This is a genomic window from Enterococcus sp. BWR-S5 (genome assembly GCF_016745255.1).
In the GTDB taxonomy this organism is placed as follows: Bacteria; Bacillota; Bacilli; order Lactobacillales; family Enterococcaceae; genus Enterococcus_L.
The window spans coordinates 15476-29533 of the sequence record NZ_JADOEQ010000011.1; the positions used below are offsets into that span (position 1 = coordinate 15476).

A 14058-nucleotide genomic window follows, 5' to 3' on the forward strand; every position below is an offset into this window, starting at 1 on the left:
GCCAACTCAGTACATTACTGTTTTCTCCCTTAAAAAAAAATACACATTCATAGAAACAATTTTCCGTGAATGTGTATCCTATTTTGTCTTCATCCCTCAACGTTTTCTTTCCCAAAGGTGTAAAGACGATCCAAATCAAATGTCAGCTTTTGAAACTGTACAAAACGACCTTCTCGTATATATTCTTTGCCATTTATAAACAACAGTAATGTCGGTGCTGAAAACACTTGGTAAGCCGCCGTAACCTGCGGAACCTCTGCTCCATCTACTTCTCCCAATGCAATATCAGGATAGCTTTTTAGCAGCTCTTTAAGCTTCGGTAAGACAGAATGGCAAACAGAGCAATCCGGCTGAGACACATAGATAAACGCAAACTCATGCGCTTCAATAAAATGACCAATTGCTTCTATTTGATGTAATTTGACCATTGAATCAGCTCCTTTTCTTAATGCCCCATTACTATAGCACAATCTGATGGGAAAAGGCGATCTAGTTGCCTGAGGGAGTCAATCCAGAGCTAACAATACTGGTGAGCTATATGCGTTTGTTTTGTTTCCATTTTCTATCTATGTTACGGTTTTTATAAGAAGACAAGGAGGAATCGAAATGGCAAGAACAGACTTACCAAACGTTGAAACTCGTCTCTATATCGATGGACAGTGGCTGAATGGCAGTGAAGGAACAAAATCAGTGATTAATCCAGCTACTGGCAAATCACTAATCGATGTGCAACAAGGTGGAAAAGAGGAGGCCTTGAAAGCTGTAAAAGCCGCTAATAAAGCTTTTCCTGATTGGGCAAAAAAAGCACCTCTAGAACGTGCATCACTTATGAATAAAGTCGCTTCGTTGATTGACGAGGATAAAGAACGACTGGCAACCATCATGACGATGGAGCAAGGTAAACCATTAAAACAAGCATTAGCTGAAATTCAGACAAATGTTGAAAATCTGCGTTGGAATGCCAGTGAAGGACAACGCATTTATGGTGACATCATTCCGGCACCAGTTGGCAGTCAATGGCTTGTAGAAAAGCAACCCATCGGTGTCGTTGGCGCAATCACACCATGGAATTTCCCATCAAATATGATTGTTAGAAAAATAGCTCCGGCTATCGCAGCCGGCTGTACTGTCGTCCTTAAGCCTTCTTCTGAAACCCCACTTTCCGCTTTAGCGTTAATGGAACTATTTGATAAAGCTGGATTTCCTGCTGGTGTTGTTAATGTTGTATTGGGCAAATCAAAACCAATCGGTGAAGTGCTCTCTACCTCAGATGATGTTCAAAAGCTGACCTTTACTGGTTCAACTGAAATTGGTAAACTGCTGAATGAGCAAGCCGCAGCAACACTGAAAAAGGTTTCTATGGAGTTGGGCGGTCATGCACCGTTCATTATTTTCCCTGATGCTGATTTAGATTTAGCTGTGAAAAGCTTGATTGCTGCTAAATTTAGAAATAATGGCCAAGTGTGTACTTCGCCTAACCGCATCTTTATTCATGAAACAATCAAGAAGGAAGTAACCAAAATGATTGTGGAGCAAATGAAGGAAGTGACCGTTGACAACGGTTTAAATGATCCGACTACAGGACCATTAATTAATCAGGATGGCCTTGAAAAAGTAGTGAAACAGCTGAAAGACGCTACTGAAAAGGGTGCAACAGTGCTATTTGGCGGAAACAAAATGACTGAACAGCCGTATGCAGATGGCTTCTTCTTTGAACCAACTGTAATAGATGACATTACTACTAATATGGATATTTATTACGAAGAAACATTCGGTCCTGTTATTCCACTGATTTCTTTTACTGAAGAAGAAGAGGTAATCGAAGCAGCCAATGATACTCCTTTTGGGTTAGCATCTTATTTCTTTTCTAATAATATACACACTATCTCAAATGTAAGTAAACGTTTGGCCTATGGTATGGTGGGTGTCAATGATGTAGAAATCTCTCACTCTGCAACACCATTTGGCGGCGTCAAGCACTCTGGCTTCGGAAGAGAAAATGGGGCTTACGGAGTGGAAGAATATGTCGCTGTAAAATTTGTTACTATAAAATCATAATCATTATTATAGACAATTATCTATTACTGGTGGAAAAGTAATTTTCAATAACTTTTCCACCAGTTTTTCTATATTTATATAATCTTTTAAGAAAAATAAAACCGCGTTTGTAAAAAAATCAGGCAATGCTCCAGCAAGTACATAAAAATCTGAGCTTTGAAGAGCGAATTGCTATTCTTGAAAAGGATATGCAATAGCAGCCTGAACAGCAAAAACACCAGTGAAATGAACGACGAACCATTCATTTCACTGGTGTTTATTTGTATTTCAATACATACCCTTATTTCGCACGCTTCAAGTACGTACCTTCTTGTGTGTTGATTTCCAATTTTTCGCCGCTTTCGATGAAGTCAGGAACGTTTACCACTAGTCCTGTTTCCATTGTTGCAGGCTTACCTGAACCTGTTACTGTTGCACCCTTGATAGAAGGCTGTGTTTCAGCGACAGTCAAGATAACTGTTGTTGGCAACGTAATACCAATCACTTCAGAACCGTAAAATTGAATTTTTATCTCCATGTTTTCCAAAAGATATTTCAATTCTTCTTCAATGGTTTCTGTTGGAATTTCATATTGCTCATATGTTTCCATATCCATGAAAATTGCTACATCATCTTGGCTGTATAGGTATTGCGCCGGTTTTGTGTCGATATGCGCTTTTTTCACTTTATCATCCGGACGCATTGTTGTTTCAGTTGTTGAACCGGAACGAACATCCTTCAGCTTCATACGCATAACTGTATTTCCTTTACCAGGTTTGTGGTGGCTGGCTTCCAATACTTTGATTAGCTTGCCGTCTTGTTCAAATGTCATACCTGATTTAAGATCACTGATTGCAATCATTGTCTAAATTCCTCTTTTCTAAAAAAATAATCTCCACTCATTGTAGCAAATTACAGACTGATACGCTAGAGAATATATAAAAGGATCATAAATTTCTCATGACCAGCTACGCTAAGCTCGTGCTTTTCGTCCGGCTTTGACCTTTTCCAATAAAGTATCTCCCGACGCTTCCTCAACCCACAAAAATTTTCCATTGTAATAATAAATACATGTAACTGCCGGTATTTCCGCTGTAGAAAGCCGATTCCTCAAAGAACCATCTGCTCCTTCAACCTCTATCTCCGCCTTGCCTGCTGAATCAAAAATGAGATAACCGATTGTCTCCTTTTCGCCCCGTACCAGCCACACAGAATTTTTCATATTTGGCACATAATCAGTCAGCTTCTCTATGAAATCAGAAGCTTTGATATCTAAAGGAAAGTCCCTTATTCCCTTATGACTCATGGCATCATCGCCCATGCAGACACTTTCTCTATCAAGCTGTACAGAAAAGCTCTGGTGTTTCGGAGCAGGTTCTATCTTTTCCCTTTTGAACCATTTCTGAAACATGACATCCCCTCTTTCCGCTGTTCGGAAAATATACTATTCTCCATTATTTTCCAATGCTCTTAAGGCCAAAGCAAAATTACCAACCGTTGCACTGCCATTTTCAGGAATCAGCGGATTGACAATGTATTCCTCTAGTGAAGGCATGTCAACATACCTATTATTCAACTCTTCAACAATTGAACGAACTCGGCTCATCAAATGCTCCTGCTGCATGACACCACCGCCAAAAATAATTTTTTCCGGCGCAAAATTAAGCCTCGTATTAAATGCCAGCTGTGCGATATAGTAAGCTTCAATAGCCCAGACGTCGTGCTCTTCAGTCACTGATTCTCCTCGTAATCCTGTTCGTGCCTGTAAGCTAGGACCAGATGCAGCCCCCTCAATGCAGTCGGCACCATGGTATGGACAAACCCCTTCGAAATCAGTATCGTCAGGATGTCTTTTTACGAAGGTATGGCCCATTTCCAAATGCGTCAGACCTCCGATAAATTCACCATTTTGAATCACGCCGCCGCCAATCCCTGTTCCAACTGTAAAATAGACACAGGAATCAACGTTTGCTGCCGCGCCCATCGTATATTCGCCAAATGCACTGGCATTTACATCTGTCGTTAAAAAAATGGGAAGCTTGAACCGCTGCTTCAGCGCAGATAAAATATCATAGCCTCGCCATTCCAGTTTAGGGGTAGCAAGGATTTTTCCATAGTTTTCAGAGTTTGGATCAATATCTACCGGACCAAAAGAGCCTATACCGATTGCTGAAATATCATATGCGGAGAAAAAGTCGATAACCTTCGCCATTGTTTCTTCCGGATTTCCTGTAGGAAAAGAAGTTTGCGCCTGAACCTTGAAATTCAAATCGCCAACCGCACAGACAAACTTCGTTCCTCCGGCTTCAATACTACCTAGTAATTTACTGCTCATTTCATTATCCTCCGATTCTATCATTGCTAAAAGTCTATACATTTATTTTAAGTCAAAACACCATTATTGTCTTGCCTTTTTTGCTTGAAATTTGGAAAAGTGCAGAAATCAGCATTTCGTACTATACTTATAGTATAAGACAGTAAAAGAATGGAGTGAACAACATGTCTGTTTATGATTTTGAAGCAACACTTGAAAACGGTGAAACCTATTCTTTAGATAAATACAAAGGACAGGTCATGGTGATTGTCAATACAGCGACAAAATGTGGACTTGCCCCGCAATTTGAGGATTTAGAAGAGCTGTACAAGGAATACAAGGAACAAGGCTTGGTTGTTTTGGGTTTTCCATCAAATCAATTTAAGCAGGAGCTGGACAGCAGTGAAGCGGCGGCAGAATCTTGTCGACTGACCTATGGAGTCTCTTTTCCTATGCACCAGTTATGCCATGTCAACGGCTCAGAAACCTTACCACTATTCAAATATTTGAAGGAACAGACAAAAGGAGCTCTAGGCAGCTCTATCAAATGGAATTTCACCAAGTTTCTTATCGACAAAGAGGGTGAGGTTGCGAATCGGTATGCACCACAGACGAGCCCTTTGAAAATGAAAGAAGATATCGAAACATTGCTTAACGAATAAATGCTATTGGTTTAGGAATCAACAACCAAAAAAAGCTGCTGCCAAATCCTGACAAAGGATATCGGCAGCAGCTTTTTTCGTCTGTTCAAGGCATGTCTCTTCTGCTATACTCTTTCGTAATAGAAATAGCAGGAGGTGCTTTACTGATGATACGCCAAGCTTTAGCAGCAGACACACAAGCGATACGGGAATTAACACACCGAACCATCCGGAGCATTTATCCCCATTATTACCCTCAAGGTGCGGTGTCGTTCTTTCTTACACATCACAGCAGTGAACGGATTGCTGAAGACATCCGGCAGCAACAGGTATTTGTACTTGAGAAAGAAGGTCTACTTGGAACTGTTACACTGAAAAATAATGAAATTTGCCGTTTGTTTGTCCAGCCTGAGCATCAAGGCTTAGGCTATGGACGAGCCTTGATTGAGTTTGCTGAAGCTACTATTTCCACACACAGCGAACTAATCCGCCTGGATGCCTCGCTTCCATCGAAAATTATCTATTTGAATCGAGGATATCAGGAAGTGAACTCTAACTGTATCCTTGCTGACAATGGCGATTATCTCTGCTACGATACCTTGGAAAAGAGGATATAGTGGTAGGACAGACAAAAAAGGGGTTGCATGCCGAACGATTCAGCACGCAACCTCTTTTTTCAATTAATCAAAGTACTTAGTCATTTAAAATGCTATCAATCGCCAATACTTCTTCTTCAGAAAAATGAAGATTATCCAAGGCTTCCAAATTGTCTTCAAAGTGATGCAGCTGGGTCGCGCCAACAACAACCGAAGTAATTTCCTTCTGAGCCAACAGCCAAGCTAAAGCCATTTGCGAAAGTGACTGTCTACGTTGCTCAGCTACTTTTCGAAGCTGTTCTAAGCGCCTTTGTGTTACTTCTCTTGCCGATCCTGCCAACAACTGTTTGTTCGTACGATGAATTGGAAAATCCTCCGGAATATGTTGACTGAATTTATCCGTCAACAAGCCTTCTGCTAATGGACCATAGGCAATGCCTCCAATACCCGACTCGTCCAAAAGCTCCAGCAAACCGCTGTCTCTAGGCTCTCTGTTCAGCATATTATAGGACATTTGATGGATAACGAAAGGTGTACGGCGTTCCTTGAACAAACGAATCATCTCCATCGTTTCCGCCGTGTTATAATTGGAAATCCCAATGTAATAAGCCTTTCCTTGCCTAACAATCAAATCCAAAGCTTCAGCAGTTTCTTCAAACGGCGTGTTTGGGTCAGGACGATGGGTATAGAATATATCAACATAATCTAGGTTCATTCGTTTCAAGCTGTTATCTAAGCTGGAAGTGATATATTTTTTCGATCCCCATTCCCCATAAGGTCCCGGCCCCATAAGAAATCCGGCTTTCGTAGAGATAATCAACTCATCTCTGTACGCAGCCAACTCTTCTGTCATGATTTTTCCAAATACCTTTTCTGAATCGCCAGGCGTAAGACCGTAGTTGTTGGCCAAATCAAAATGGATCACGCCCTTATCAAAGGCGGCCAGCACCAATTCTCTGGTTTTTTCATGCGTCGAAAGCGCATGGCCTCGCCATAATCCCAAAGAGACTGGCGGAAGCAAGACACCCGACTTACCGCTTCTTCGATAATCCACCGTATCATATCGCTGTTCATTTGCTGTAAACATTTCTACACCCTTTCCAACTATCTTTTGATAAATCAATTATCTCTTTTTCCTATGCCATGTGCAACTAACAAGAAAGAGTCAGGAACAAAAGTGAGCAGCTTCGAAATGTCATTTCTGCTCCACCCTTTGCTGGAATCCTCAAAGCAAGGTGGAGCTCTATAGCACCGTTCAACCGAGTTTAGATATGAAGAAGAGTTTGGAACGTTATTTCTGTTCCAAACTCCCCTAAACTCAAAGAAATGTTCTTCCAAAAATACTGTTAAGCTGATACTGTTATCCTGTTCTTGCAGGCAACTGGTTTAGAGCTGTTCACATAATTTTCTACTAAAAACTCTTATTGAGTCTCCTTCAATAGCAGCTCTGCCTGCTGTACCATTTTCTCAGGAAAATAAGCATATAGCAGATACCACTCAATCACGCCGGGATAAAAATCTAATGACAGCAATGATTTTGCAAATGCCATTCCAGCCAGCTCTCCTAAAAGAGAAAAGCTGCTTTGATGATGATAAGGTCCCAGCTTCCAAAGCTCTACCCGATATTGATTCACAAAAAGTTCCGGTGTTTGCTCTTGAATATAGTGAAACAGCTCGTGAGCAATGACAATTTCTTTCCAGTTTTCAAACTGCATTTTCGGCAAGCCCTGCTCCTTGAAATAGCTATCTTTCTCCTTCAGCTTTTGATTTACAACAATTTGGTTGGGTATTTCAAAATAGCCGATAGAAGTGAAGCTTTCATGGATGGTATATTCTTTGTACAGCACATCGACACCAAACAGCTCTGCTATCTCACTAGGCAGCAGCTCAGGAAAATCCTGCTTTAGCTGTGTACCAAGTCTGTTCCCCTCAGCCTGAGCCAATTGACAAAGATTCTCTTGCTGTACCTCTGATAATTTCCGGCCAATTCTATCTCTATCAAATGCGATAGTAATAAATCGCTGCTCAGATGTTTGTTGGAGTTGTTCTTTGTAGGCTTTCATCACAGGTTGTTCTTTGCGCCGACAACAATTACTTCTTCTCTACCTCCATGCTGCATCAGTTCAGTATCCATCACCATATGAAGCTGTGAAAGCTCAAGCATCCCGGTATAATCGACGACTTTTGCACCGATACAAAGATAGATATCCGGAGCCAGCTTGATATCACTTTTATAAACAGCTAAATCTTCCCAGTATTTATCAACGACATTACGGATACCGCCGACCGTCGCTTTCACTGCCTCGCCATCGCCGCGCTGAACCTTGATGAAGCCTTTTTTATCGATAATCCGCAGTTCTTGCTGGTCATTCTTCATAGTACCAAAGCAATAGAAAAACTCATTTTCTTCAATTAGATATACCTGTTCTTCTGAAACCTGCATGGATTTTGCAACCAGCGCTTTCGCTTCTGTTTCATCAACTTTTGCAACTAAGTCGGTTGTTTTCACTTCTGTCGACCCTGTTGCAATTGCTCGTACCTTGTTGGTTTGTGCATCAATCTCCATTTGTACCTCAATCGTTTCGGGAGAAGCACCGGACTTTGTTGCTGATTGAATGGCTTCATTACGGATATCCTCTAAATCCTGTGCATTCGGATTTGGTATTACCCGCTCTACAACATCTCGAACCATTGCCAGCGCAACACCAATAGAAGAAATAACCTCTGCATGCTTGGCAATATCGTAGCCAAGCCCCATTCGCTTCGCTGTATACGGTAGTAAAGAGGTTGCACCGCCACCTCCGCCGACAAGAGATATTTGGCTTCGTTCCACTTTATGCTTATCTGCTAGAAAATTGATGACTTTAATTACAACATCAGAGGCTTTATCCATAATCTGAGTAGCAGTTTCTTCCACGGAAAGGTTCAACGCATCTGCTAATGCTTTCACTGCTTTGTAACTAGCCTCATAGCTTCCGAATGAATAGTCACCTTCTTTTACCAATTTCAGCGCATTGGCTGCACAGGTTACTGTAATGGCAAAACGTTTGCCGTCAGCGCCTTCAATCGCAATATAATCAGACGGATCGTTTTCCAACGGCTGAATACGAATGACTTTTGGTTCAATGATTTCTTCCGGCTTAGAGAATGCTGCATATGGCAGCTTCGCAATATGCGCCGAACGTGGTCCAACGGCAACGACGCTATGTCCATCTGCTCGCACCATACTGCCGCCTGCAACGCCGGAGACGTGAACATCCAGTGAACTAATCAAGGTTTTATGTCCGCCAACAACAGAGTAGTCAATCATCGGACGTCCATTTTTAATGACTCCGATATCAGTGCTGGTACCACCAACCTCGAAGAAAATCGCATTGGATGCTTTTAGATACATCAGCGCGCCCACTGTAGAAGCAGCCGGACCGGACAACATCGTCAGTACCGGACGTTTACGCATTTCATTGATATCCATTACCCCGCCATCTCCACGCATAATCATCAAAGGTACCTTGATGCCTGCTTGCCGAACACTATTTTCCGTACTATCAGCGGTCTCAAACATTTTCGGTAGAATTGAGGCATTAATTACTGCAGTTCTCGTTCGCTTGGATAAGCCGTACATTTTACTAATATCACTGGCTTGAGAAACTTCTATATTCATACTTTTACCAATGTCGGCTACTGCTTCCTCTTCTCTTTTGTTATCCACACCAAAAGCTTTGGAGGCAACAATCACTTCTGCTCCCTCGCCTACCAGCTCTTCGATTGTCCGTTTGGCTGTATTCTGATCGAATTTTTTCAAAGGAATATATTTATTATGCGTGACGATTTTTCTTTTACCGGTTTCATCCAAAATAATATCTTTAATCACTGCTTGTCTCTTTGCCAAAAAGCTGTTTCCCATACCAATTACACCAGTCACTGCGACATCACCTTCTAACAGGGCATTGGTTGCCTGTGTCGTACTGTGGGCAATAAACATTACTTCCTCCGGTGCGATATGATTTTCATTTAAGCACTTTTCAAATGCCTGAACAACGCCTGCCGAAACACCAAGTGCATCATCATGGGTCGTTTTCACTGAGCCGATTCCTAAAATCTCAAATGTATCATTATCAATAGCAACAGCCTTTGTGTGGGTGCCGCCAACATCTATTCCTACTCGAACTGCTCTGTTCATTCTTCTTCCTCCTTGTTCTGCTGGTCTGTATTCACTCCGTCAAAAGAACATCTTTACTGTCTGGAAAATCAATTGAACGGTCATTCAACATTAGCCAAACATGAAATAACAAATAATTACATTAATGGCACCTGCCAGCCAGCCCCAAGGGACACCGGTCAGCATGAACTCTTTTGCGCCTACCTTAGAATAGTTCAATGCCCAAAGGTTCCAAGATTGTGTCGGACAAGTAGACAGATTCATTGAGATAGTTGGAATATACATTAATGGGAAAAGTAATGCTACAGGGAAAACACCCATTCCTTGCAGGATTCCTACTGTTGCACTCCCCGCTCCAAAAATCGTCAACGGTCCACGGAATAAGCCAAACGGAATCAAAATGGCAAAAGCGATTGCCAGCACTAGCGTACTAGTTGGAATAAAATCACCAATTACTGCTTGGAAAAATGGTGCAGCGATACCAGATGCCTTATTGAACATTGGTAAGATAAACAGAAAGCCCAGCAGAGAAGCAACATCGACGACACCTTCATAGAAGGTACGAGTAATCAACCGTGTGCCATCTTTGTAATTCGGCAGCTTACCGCAGACCGCTAAGGCATAAAGAGAGGCGACGATAAATGCCGGGATTGGCTGCCAGCCAAAGAAAATCGCCAATACTACTGGAATTACCGGAGTAATCAATGCAAAAATCGGCACATCCTTTGGTTCCTCAATATCCGCAGCAACAGCTGCCCAGTTGTAGGTACGTTTTTTTCTTAAGCCAAAAATCAACATCAAGATAACCATTAACAGCTGAACACCTAACGCTGTGAAACCAAAACGCAGATAGTTCCAGTCGTATTGATAGTCGGTAAAGATTCCCTGCATTTGTTTAAACAATACAATGTTTACATACATCCCGCTGCCGACACTCATCAGATAGGAGGTCACTGCTAAAGGCTTTGGTACACCCAGAGACATCAGAATTGGCAGGACAATGATACCAATCGCAACAACAGCCCCTGCCCCAAAGGTGGAAGTAAAAATCAAAGTAGTAACAACACACAGAAGAATTGTCGTAAATAGAGGATTCTCACCACTAAGCTCAACAGTCTTTTTAATTAAGCTGGAGGCAATTTCTGTTTCGATTAAAATCCGTCCGAACCAGCTCCCGAAAATGACGATAACTGCGGTAGCTCCCCAGCTTTCCGGTCCTCCCTGAAAAACATCGACCATGGCTTGATCCCAGGTCAGTTGTCCGCCAATAATACTGAAAAATACCCAAATAATTGCCATAACGAAAAATCCAACCATCAAGTTTCCACCCTTAGCAGCAAAACGAATCAATAGAAAGTAGGTAATCAATAAGATAACGCCAATAATAAAGTCCATTTTTTTCGCTCCTTTATTCCATATTTGAATGTTGCTTTTTCGCATCCTCGTTACTTACATTGTCTCTTTTACTAATCATTAAACAGACATAATCAAGGGTAATGTGCAGTGTTTGATCGAATAGACTGCTCAACAACTGAATCGAATGGATACCACTGCCTGTCTTAGTCGCACCCGGTATAATCAGCAACTGCTCTGCCGACTGAGCCAACGGGGATGCCGGTTCGCTGGTAATACCGATAATCTCTATCCCTTTCTTCTTTGCTCCCTCTACCAGCTGGACGATATTTCCTGTTGTTCCTGAACCGGAGATTGCTATTAGTAAATCGCCGGATTGGATGGACGGGGTGATTGTCTCACCGATAACGTATACTTGATAGCCAAGATGCATTAACCGCATAGCAAAGCCTTTTCCCTGTAAGCCGCTACGTCCTTCTCCTAGAATGAAGATTCGTTTTTCCTTTTGAATGCGTTTGTTGACAGCTACTACCTGTTCTTCTTTCACCAGACTGATAACTTCCTGTATTTCAGCCAAAATTTGTGTCATTTCTTTCATCCTTTTATCACCTCAATGATTCGATTTAATGCTTCTTTTGGTTCGTCAGCTTTGGTCACTGCTCCGCCAATAATGCCAATTTCCAATGGTGTATGCTTCAACTCTTCTAAAGATTTTGCAGTCAGCCCGCCTGCCAAGGCCAATCGTCGGATAGTCGGGAACTTTTGAGTAAATTCTTGCAATGCCTTCACAACATCATGTTCACCGCCGGCATCACTGGAAAAGTGCAGTGAGTAGATCGCATCTGGATAATGACTGATTTTCGCAATTTTTTCATCTGAACATTCCAGTAAATCAATCAGCATCTCTTTCCCAAAATCCTGCGTCACTTCGTAGCAGCTGTCTAACGTAGCAACTGCACTTGCACCCATTACTGTCAGGATATCCGCTCCGGCTTCAAAATACTGCCGAAATTCATAAGCACCCTCATCAATCGTCTTGATATCAGCCAACAGCTTTGCTTCGCCTTTATACGGAAGCAGCTCATGAACACATGCCAATCCATAATCTTTCGTCAGCGATGTTCCGATTTCGATGATATCGGCTGTGTTCAGCTGTTCTGTCAGCACCTTTGCCTGTTCCAATGTTACTCGGTCAATTGCCACTTGAATATTCATTCGATCCCTCCATTTATCGTGTAACTGTCAATAAACGCCGCTAGCTTTTCCTGTGTCGGAAGATTCTCGTTATCACTGATGTGGCTCACCTGAATTGCCCCGATTGCGTTAGCACGTGTCAGGATTTCCTCCATCGGCAGTTTTTCCAATAAACCGGTAATGACACCAACCGCAAAACCATCACCTGCGCCAACCGTGTCCACAACTTGCTGCAGCTTGAAGCCATACCTATTCTCTTCAAAAATACTGCCATCTGCCAAAAGACATTTCGCATAGGCACCATTTGAACCAGCCTTGACAATTACCCCTTTTGCTCCCTGTTCCAAATAGAAATCAGCAATTTCTTCTTTCTCCGCATAACCCGTCAGTATAAATCCTTCACCAATACCGGGAAGTACATAATCCGCAAAGGAAGCGATTTCATTTATTCGTTCAACCATCAACTTTTGACTTTCCCATAACGTTGGGCGCAAATTCGGATCAAAAGTAATCAACACACCCTGTTCTTTCGCCTTAATGACTAAGGCCTTAATCAATTCATAAGTGGTCTCATTTAATGCCATAAATATACCCGTGACATGGAAAATATCTACATCTGAAAAATCAATTTTTTCTACAAGTTCCTTTCCTAAATGCGAAGCAGCAGAGCCTTTTCGAAAATAGACAACCTCCGGATCATTTTTTTCCACCTTATTTTTCAACTGAAAACCAGTAGGAAAATCTGCCGTTGTTTGAATAAATTTTGTGCCTATCCCTTCCTGCTCAAGGTATTCCTGAATGTATTCACCGAAAGGGTCTTTCCCCAATTGCGTGATATACTCCACCTCATGCTCCAAGCGAACAGCTCCCACAGAGACATTTACCTCTGCCCCAGCTGTAAACATTTGAAAATCCCTAACATCCTTTAACTTACCGGCTGTTTTGGCGACGAACATTGCCATTGGTTCTCCAATCATTACGATCTTTCCCATTCAATTTCCCTCCTCTATGACACGGTTAATTTGCTTTGGCAGTTCAGATGATTTCATCGGGTATTCAAGAACGATAATTTCCTGATTTTTAATAAACTGTGTCCATTCCACTGTTCCTTCATCCAAAAGAACTGGTTGTTGCTTTTCATTCATATTCTTTAGATGAATCACATCAATTGCTTGCTGCAGCTCCTGATATGCTTTTTCCGGCGACTCCTTCATCACCAGCCAATTTCCTACATCAAAGGTATAACCGATTGGCAGTCCTGACTTATTGATATTTTCCAGTGCTTGTTTTGTCGCTGCAAACGTCCCATTTTCAATTGTCTGATCGTTCTCAATGGTCACTTTAATTCCTGTCTTCTCTATCAATTCCCTCAGCTGCCTGCTATCACTTGATAGGATACTGGCAACATCTCCTGTGTTCACCTTCATAGATACACCATGAAGCAAATGCAATTCCTCCAACCAAGTAGCGAACGCTGGATTAATCTGTTCTTTCAAAAACAACGATTCCGGTACTGAATACATCATTGTCCAATTGTTTCTCTTTGCCAGCTCGGCGATCGCCAACAGCTCCTTTTCCCGTTCTTCCACTGTATCTGAAAGCAGCTCTCTTCTAATCTCTACTCCTGCTATCGGAAGCTGTAATTCACTTAATTGTTGAATAAATTCTCTTTGAGAAAGATGCTCTTCTTTTACAATGGTGTTGATGAAAATCTTCGTCATTGCTTCTCCTCCTTTTCTAGTTTCGGTTGTTTTTTTGGAAACC

15 protein-coding genes are annotated in these 14058 nt (G+C 41.9%); 3 read left to right on the plus strand and 12 right to left on the minus strand.

Features of this window, described 5'->3' with window-relative positions; translation table 11 throughout:
* Window positions 1–89 precede the first annotated feature (89 nt).
* Window positions 90–428, minus strand: coding sequence for a thioredoxin family protein (locus IW510_RS12910; protein ID WP_202060303.1), 339 nt, complete (start codon window positions 426–428; stop codon window positions 90–92).
* A gap of 178 nt (window positions 429–606) precedes the next feature.
* On the opposite strand from IW510_RS12910, the gene IW510_RS12915 reads away from it, so the two are divergent.
* Window positions 607–2058 (plus strand): NAD-dependent succinate-semialdehyde dehydrogenase, encoded by a 1452-nt coding sequence (locus tag IW510_RS12915; protein WP_202060305.1) that lies wholly within the window; start codon window positions 607–609, stop codon window positions 2056–2058.
* 280 nt (window positions 2059–2338) lie between these two features.
* Here IW510_RS12915 and efp read toward each other — a convergent pair whose 3' ends face one another.
* From efp to scrK, 3 genes are all read right to left on the minus strand, one after another.
* On the minus strand, window positions 2339–2899 hold the full coding sequence (gene efp / locus IW510_RS12920) for an elongation factor P (protein WP_086350768.1): 561 nt from the start codon (window positions 2897–2899) through the stop codon (window positions 2339–2341).
* A 111-nt stretch (window positions 2900–3010) separates the two neighbouring features.
* Entirely contained in the window at window positions 3011–3448 is a 438-nt protein-coding gene (locus IW510_RS12925) for a hypothetical protein (RefSeq protein WP_202060307.1), read from the minus strand.
* 33 nt (window positions 3449–3481) lie between these two features.
* Window positions 3482–4372: a fructokinase ScrK gene (gene scrK, locus IW510_RS12930; RefSeq protein WP_202060310.1), complete on the minus strand. Its 891-nt coding sequence runs from the start codon at window positions 4370–4372 to the stop codon at window positions 3482–3484.
* Between the two features lie 164 nt (window positions 4373–4536).
* On the opposite strand from scrK, the gene IW510_RS12935 reads away from it, so the two are divergent.
* The gene (locus IW510_RS12935) at window positions 4537–5013 is read left to right on the plus strand and encodes a glutathione peroxidase (RefSeq protein WP_202060312.1); all 477 of its coding nucleotides are present in this window, start codon (window positions 4537–4539) and stop codon (window positions 5011–5013) included.
* Window positions 5014–5159: 146 nt separating this feature from the next.
* Window positions 5160–5609, plus strand: a complete 450-nt coding sequence (locus IW510_RS12940; protein WP_202060314.1) for a GNAT family N-acetyltransferase — start codon at window positions 5160–5162, stop codon at window positions 5607–5609.
* Between the two features lie 76 nt (window positions 5610–5685).
* On the opposite strand, the gene IW510_RS12945 is transcribed toward IW510_RS12940, so the two are convergent.
* The 8 genes from IW510_RS12945 to IW510_RS12980 all read right to left on the minus strand — a co-directional run bounded on the left by IW510_RS12945 (window position 5686) and on the right by IW510_RS12980 (window position 14015).
* Complete coding sequence (locus IW510_RS12945) at window positions 5686–6675, minus strand: aldo/keto reductase (RefSeq protein ID WP_202060316.1); 990 nt, start codon at window positions 6673–6675, stop codon at window positions 5686–5688.
* Window positions 6676–7009: 334 nt separating this feature from the next.
* Window positions 7010–7654, minus strand: a complete 645-nt coding sequence (locus tag IW510_RS12950; RefSeq protein ID WP_202060318.1) for a hypothetical protein — start codon at window positions 7652–7654, stop codon at window positions 7010–7012.
* Entirely contained in the window at window positions 7651–9768 is a 2118-nt protein-coding gene (locus IW510_RS12955; RefSeq protein ID WP_202060320.1) for a hydantoinase/oxoprolinase family protein, read from the minus strand. Before IW510_RS12955 ends, IW510_RS12950 begins: the two co-directional genes overlap by 4 nt.
* A 90-nt stretch (window positions 9769–9858) precedes the next feature.
* Window positions 9859–11142, minus strand: coding sequence for a gluconate:proton symporter (locus IW510_RS12960; RefSeq protein ID WP_202060322.1), 1284 nt, complete (start codon window positions 11140–11142; stop codon window positions 9859–9861).
* 13 nt (window positions 11143–11155) lie between these two features.
* On the minus strand, window positions 11156–11698 hold the full coding sequence (gene hxlB, locus IW510_RS12965; protein ID WP_202060324.1) for a 6-phospho-3-hexuloisomerase: 543 nt from the start codon (window positions 11696–11698) through the stop codon (window positions 11156–11158).
* Window positions 11695–12315 (minus strand): orotidine 5'-phosphate decarboxylase / HUMPS family protein, encoded by a 621-nt coding sequence (locus IW510_RS12970; protein ID WP_202060326.1) that lies wholly within the window; start codon window positions 12313–12315, stop codon window positions 11695–11697. The genes hxlB and IW510_RS12970 overlap by 4 nt, the downstream gene beginning before the upstream one ends.
* Window positions 12312–13286 (minus strand): sugar kinase, encoded by a 975-nt coding sequence (locus tag IW510_RS12975; protein WP_202060328.1) that lies wholly within the window; start codon window positions 13284–13286, stop codon window positions 12312–12314. The genes IW510_RS12970 and IW510_RS12975 overlap by 4 nt, the downstream gene beginning before the upstream one ends.
* Window positions 13287–14015: a sugar phosphate isomerase/epimerase family protein gene (locus tag IW510_RS12980; RefSeq protein WP_202060330.1), complete on the minus strand. Its 729-nt coding sequence runs from the start codon at window positions 14013–14015 to the stop codon at window positions 13287–13289.
* Between the last annotated feature and the right edge of the window lie 43 nt (window positions 14016–14058).

Bases quoted from the DNA above. Each gene is read 5' to 3' on its own strand.
- IW510_RS12935 (WP_202060312.1), top strand. From the start codon at position 4,537: ATGTCTGTTTATGATTTTGAAGCAACACTTGAAAACGGTGAAACCTAT.
- efp (WP_086350768.1), bottom strand. From the start codon at position 2,899: ATGATTGCAATCAGTGATCTTAAATCAGGTATGACATTTGAACAAGAC.
- IW510_RS12970 (WP_202060326.1), bottom strand. From the start codon at position 12,315: ATGAATATTCAAGTGGCAATTGACCGAGTAACATTGGAACAGGCAAAG.
- IW510_RS12975 (WP_202060328.1), bottom strand. From the start codon at position 13,286: ATGGGAAAGATCGTAATGATTGGAGAACCAATGGCAATGTTCGTCGCC.
- IW510_RS12910 (WP_202060303.1), bottom strand. From the start codon at position 428: ATGGTCAAATTACATCAAATAGAAGCAATTGGTCATTTTATTGAAGCG.
- IW510_RS12940 (WP_202060314.1), top strand. From the start codon at position 5,160: ATGATACGCCAAGCTTTAGCAGCAGACACACAAGCGATACGGGAATTA.
- IW510_RS12945 (WP_202060316.1), bottom strand. From the start codon at position 6,675: ATGTTTACAGCAAATGAACAGCGATATGATACGGTGGATTATCGAAGA.
- IW510_RS12980 (WP_202060330.1), bottom strand. From the start codon at position 14,015: ATGACGAAGATTTTCATCAACACCATTGTAAAAGAAGAGCATCTTTCT.
- IW510_RS12955 (WP_202060320.1), bottom strand. From the start codon at position 9,768: ATGAACAGAGCAGTTCGAGTAGGAATAGATGTTGGCGGCACCCACACA.
- IW510_RS12960 (WP_202060322.1), bottom strand. From the start codon at position 11,142: ATGGACTTTATTATTGGCGTTATCTTATTGATTACCTACTTTCTATTG.
- scrK (WP_202060310.1), bottom strand. From the start codon at position 4,372: ATGAGCAGTAAATTACTAGGTAGTATTGAAGCCGGAGGAACGAAGTTT.
- IW510_RS12915 (WP_202060305.1), top strand. From the start codon at position 607: ATGGCAAGAACAGACTTACCAAACGTTGAAACTCGTCTCTATATCGAT.
- hxlB (WP_202060324.1), bottom strand. From the start codon at position 11,698: ATGAAAGAAATGACACAAATTTTGGCTGAAATACAGGAAGTTATCAGT.
- IW510_RS12925 (WP_202060307.1), bottom strand. From the start codon at position 3,448: ATGTTTCAGAAATGGTTCAAAAGGGAAAAGATAGAACCTGCTCCGAAA.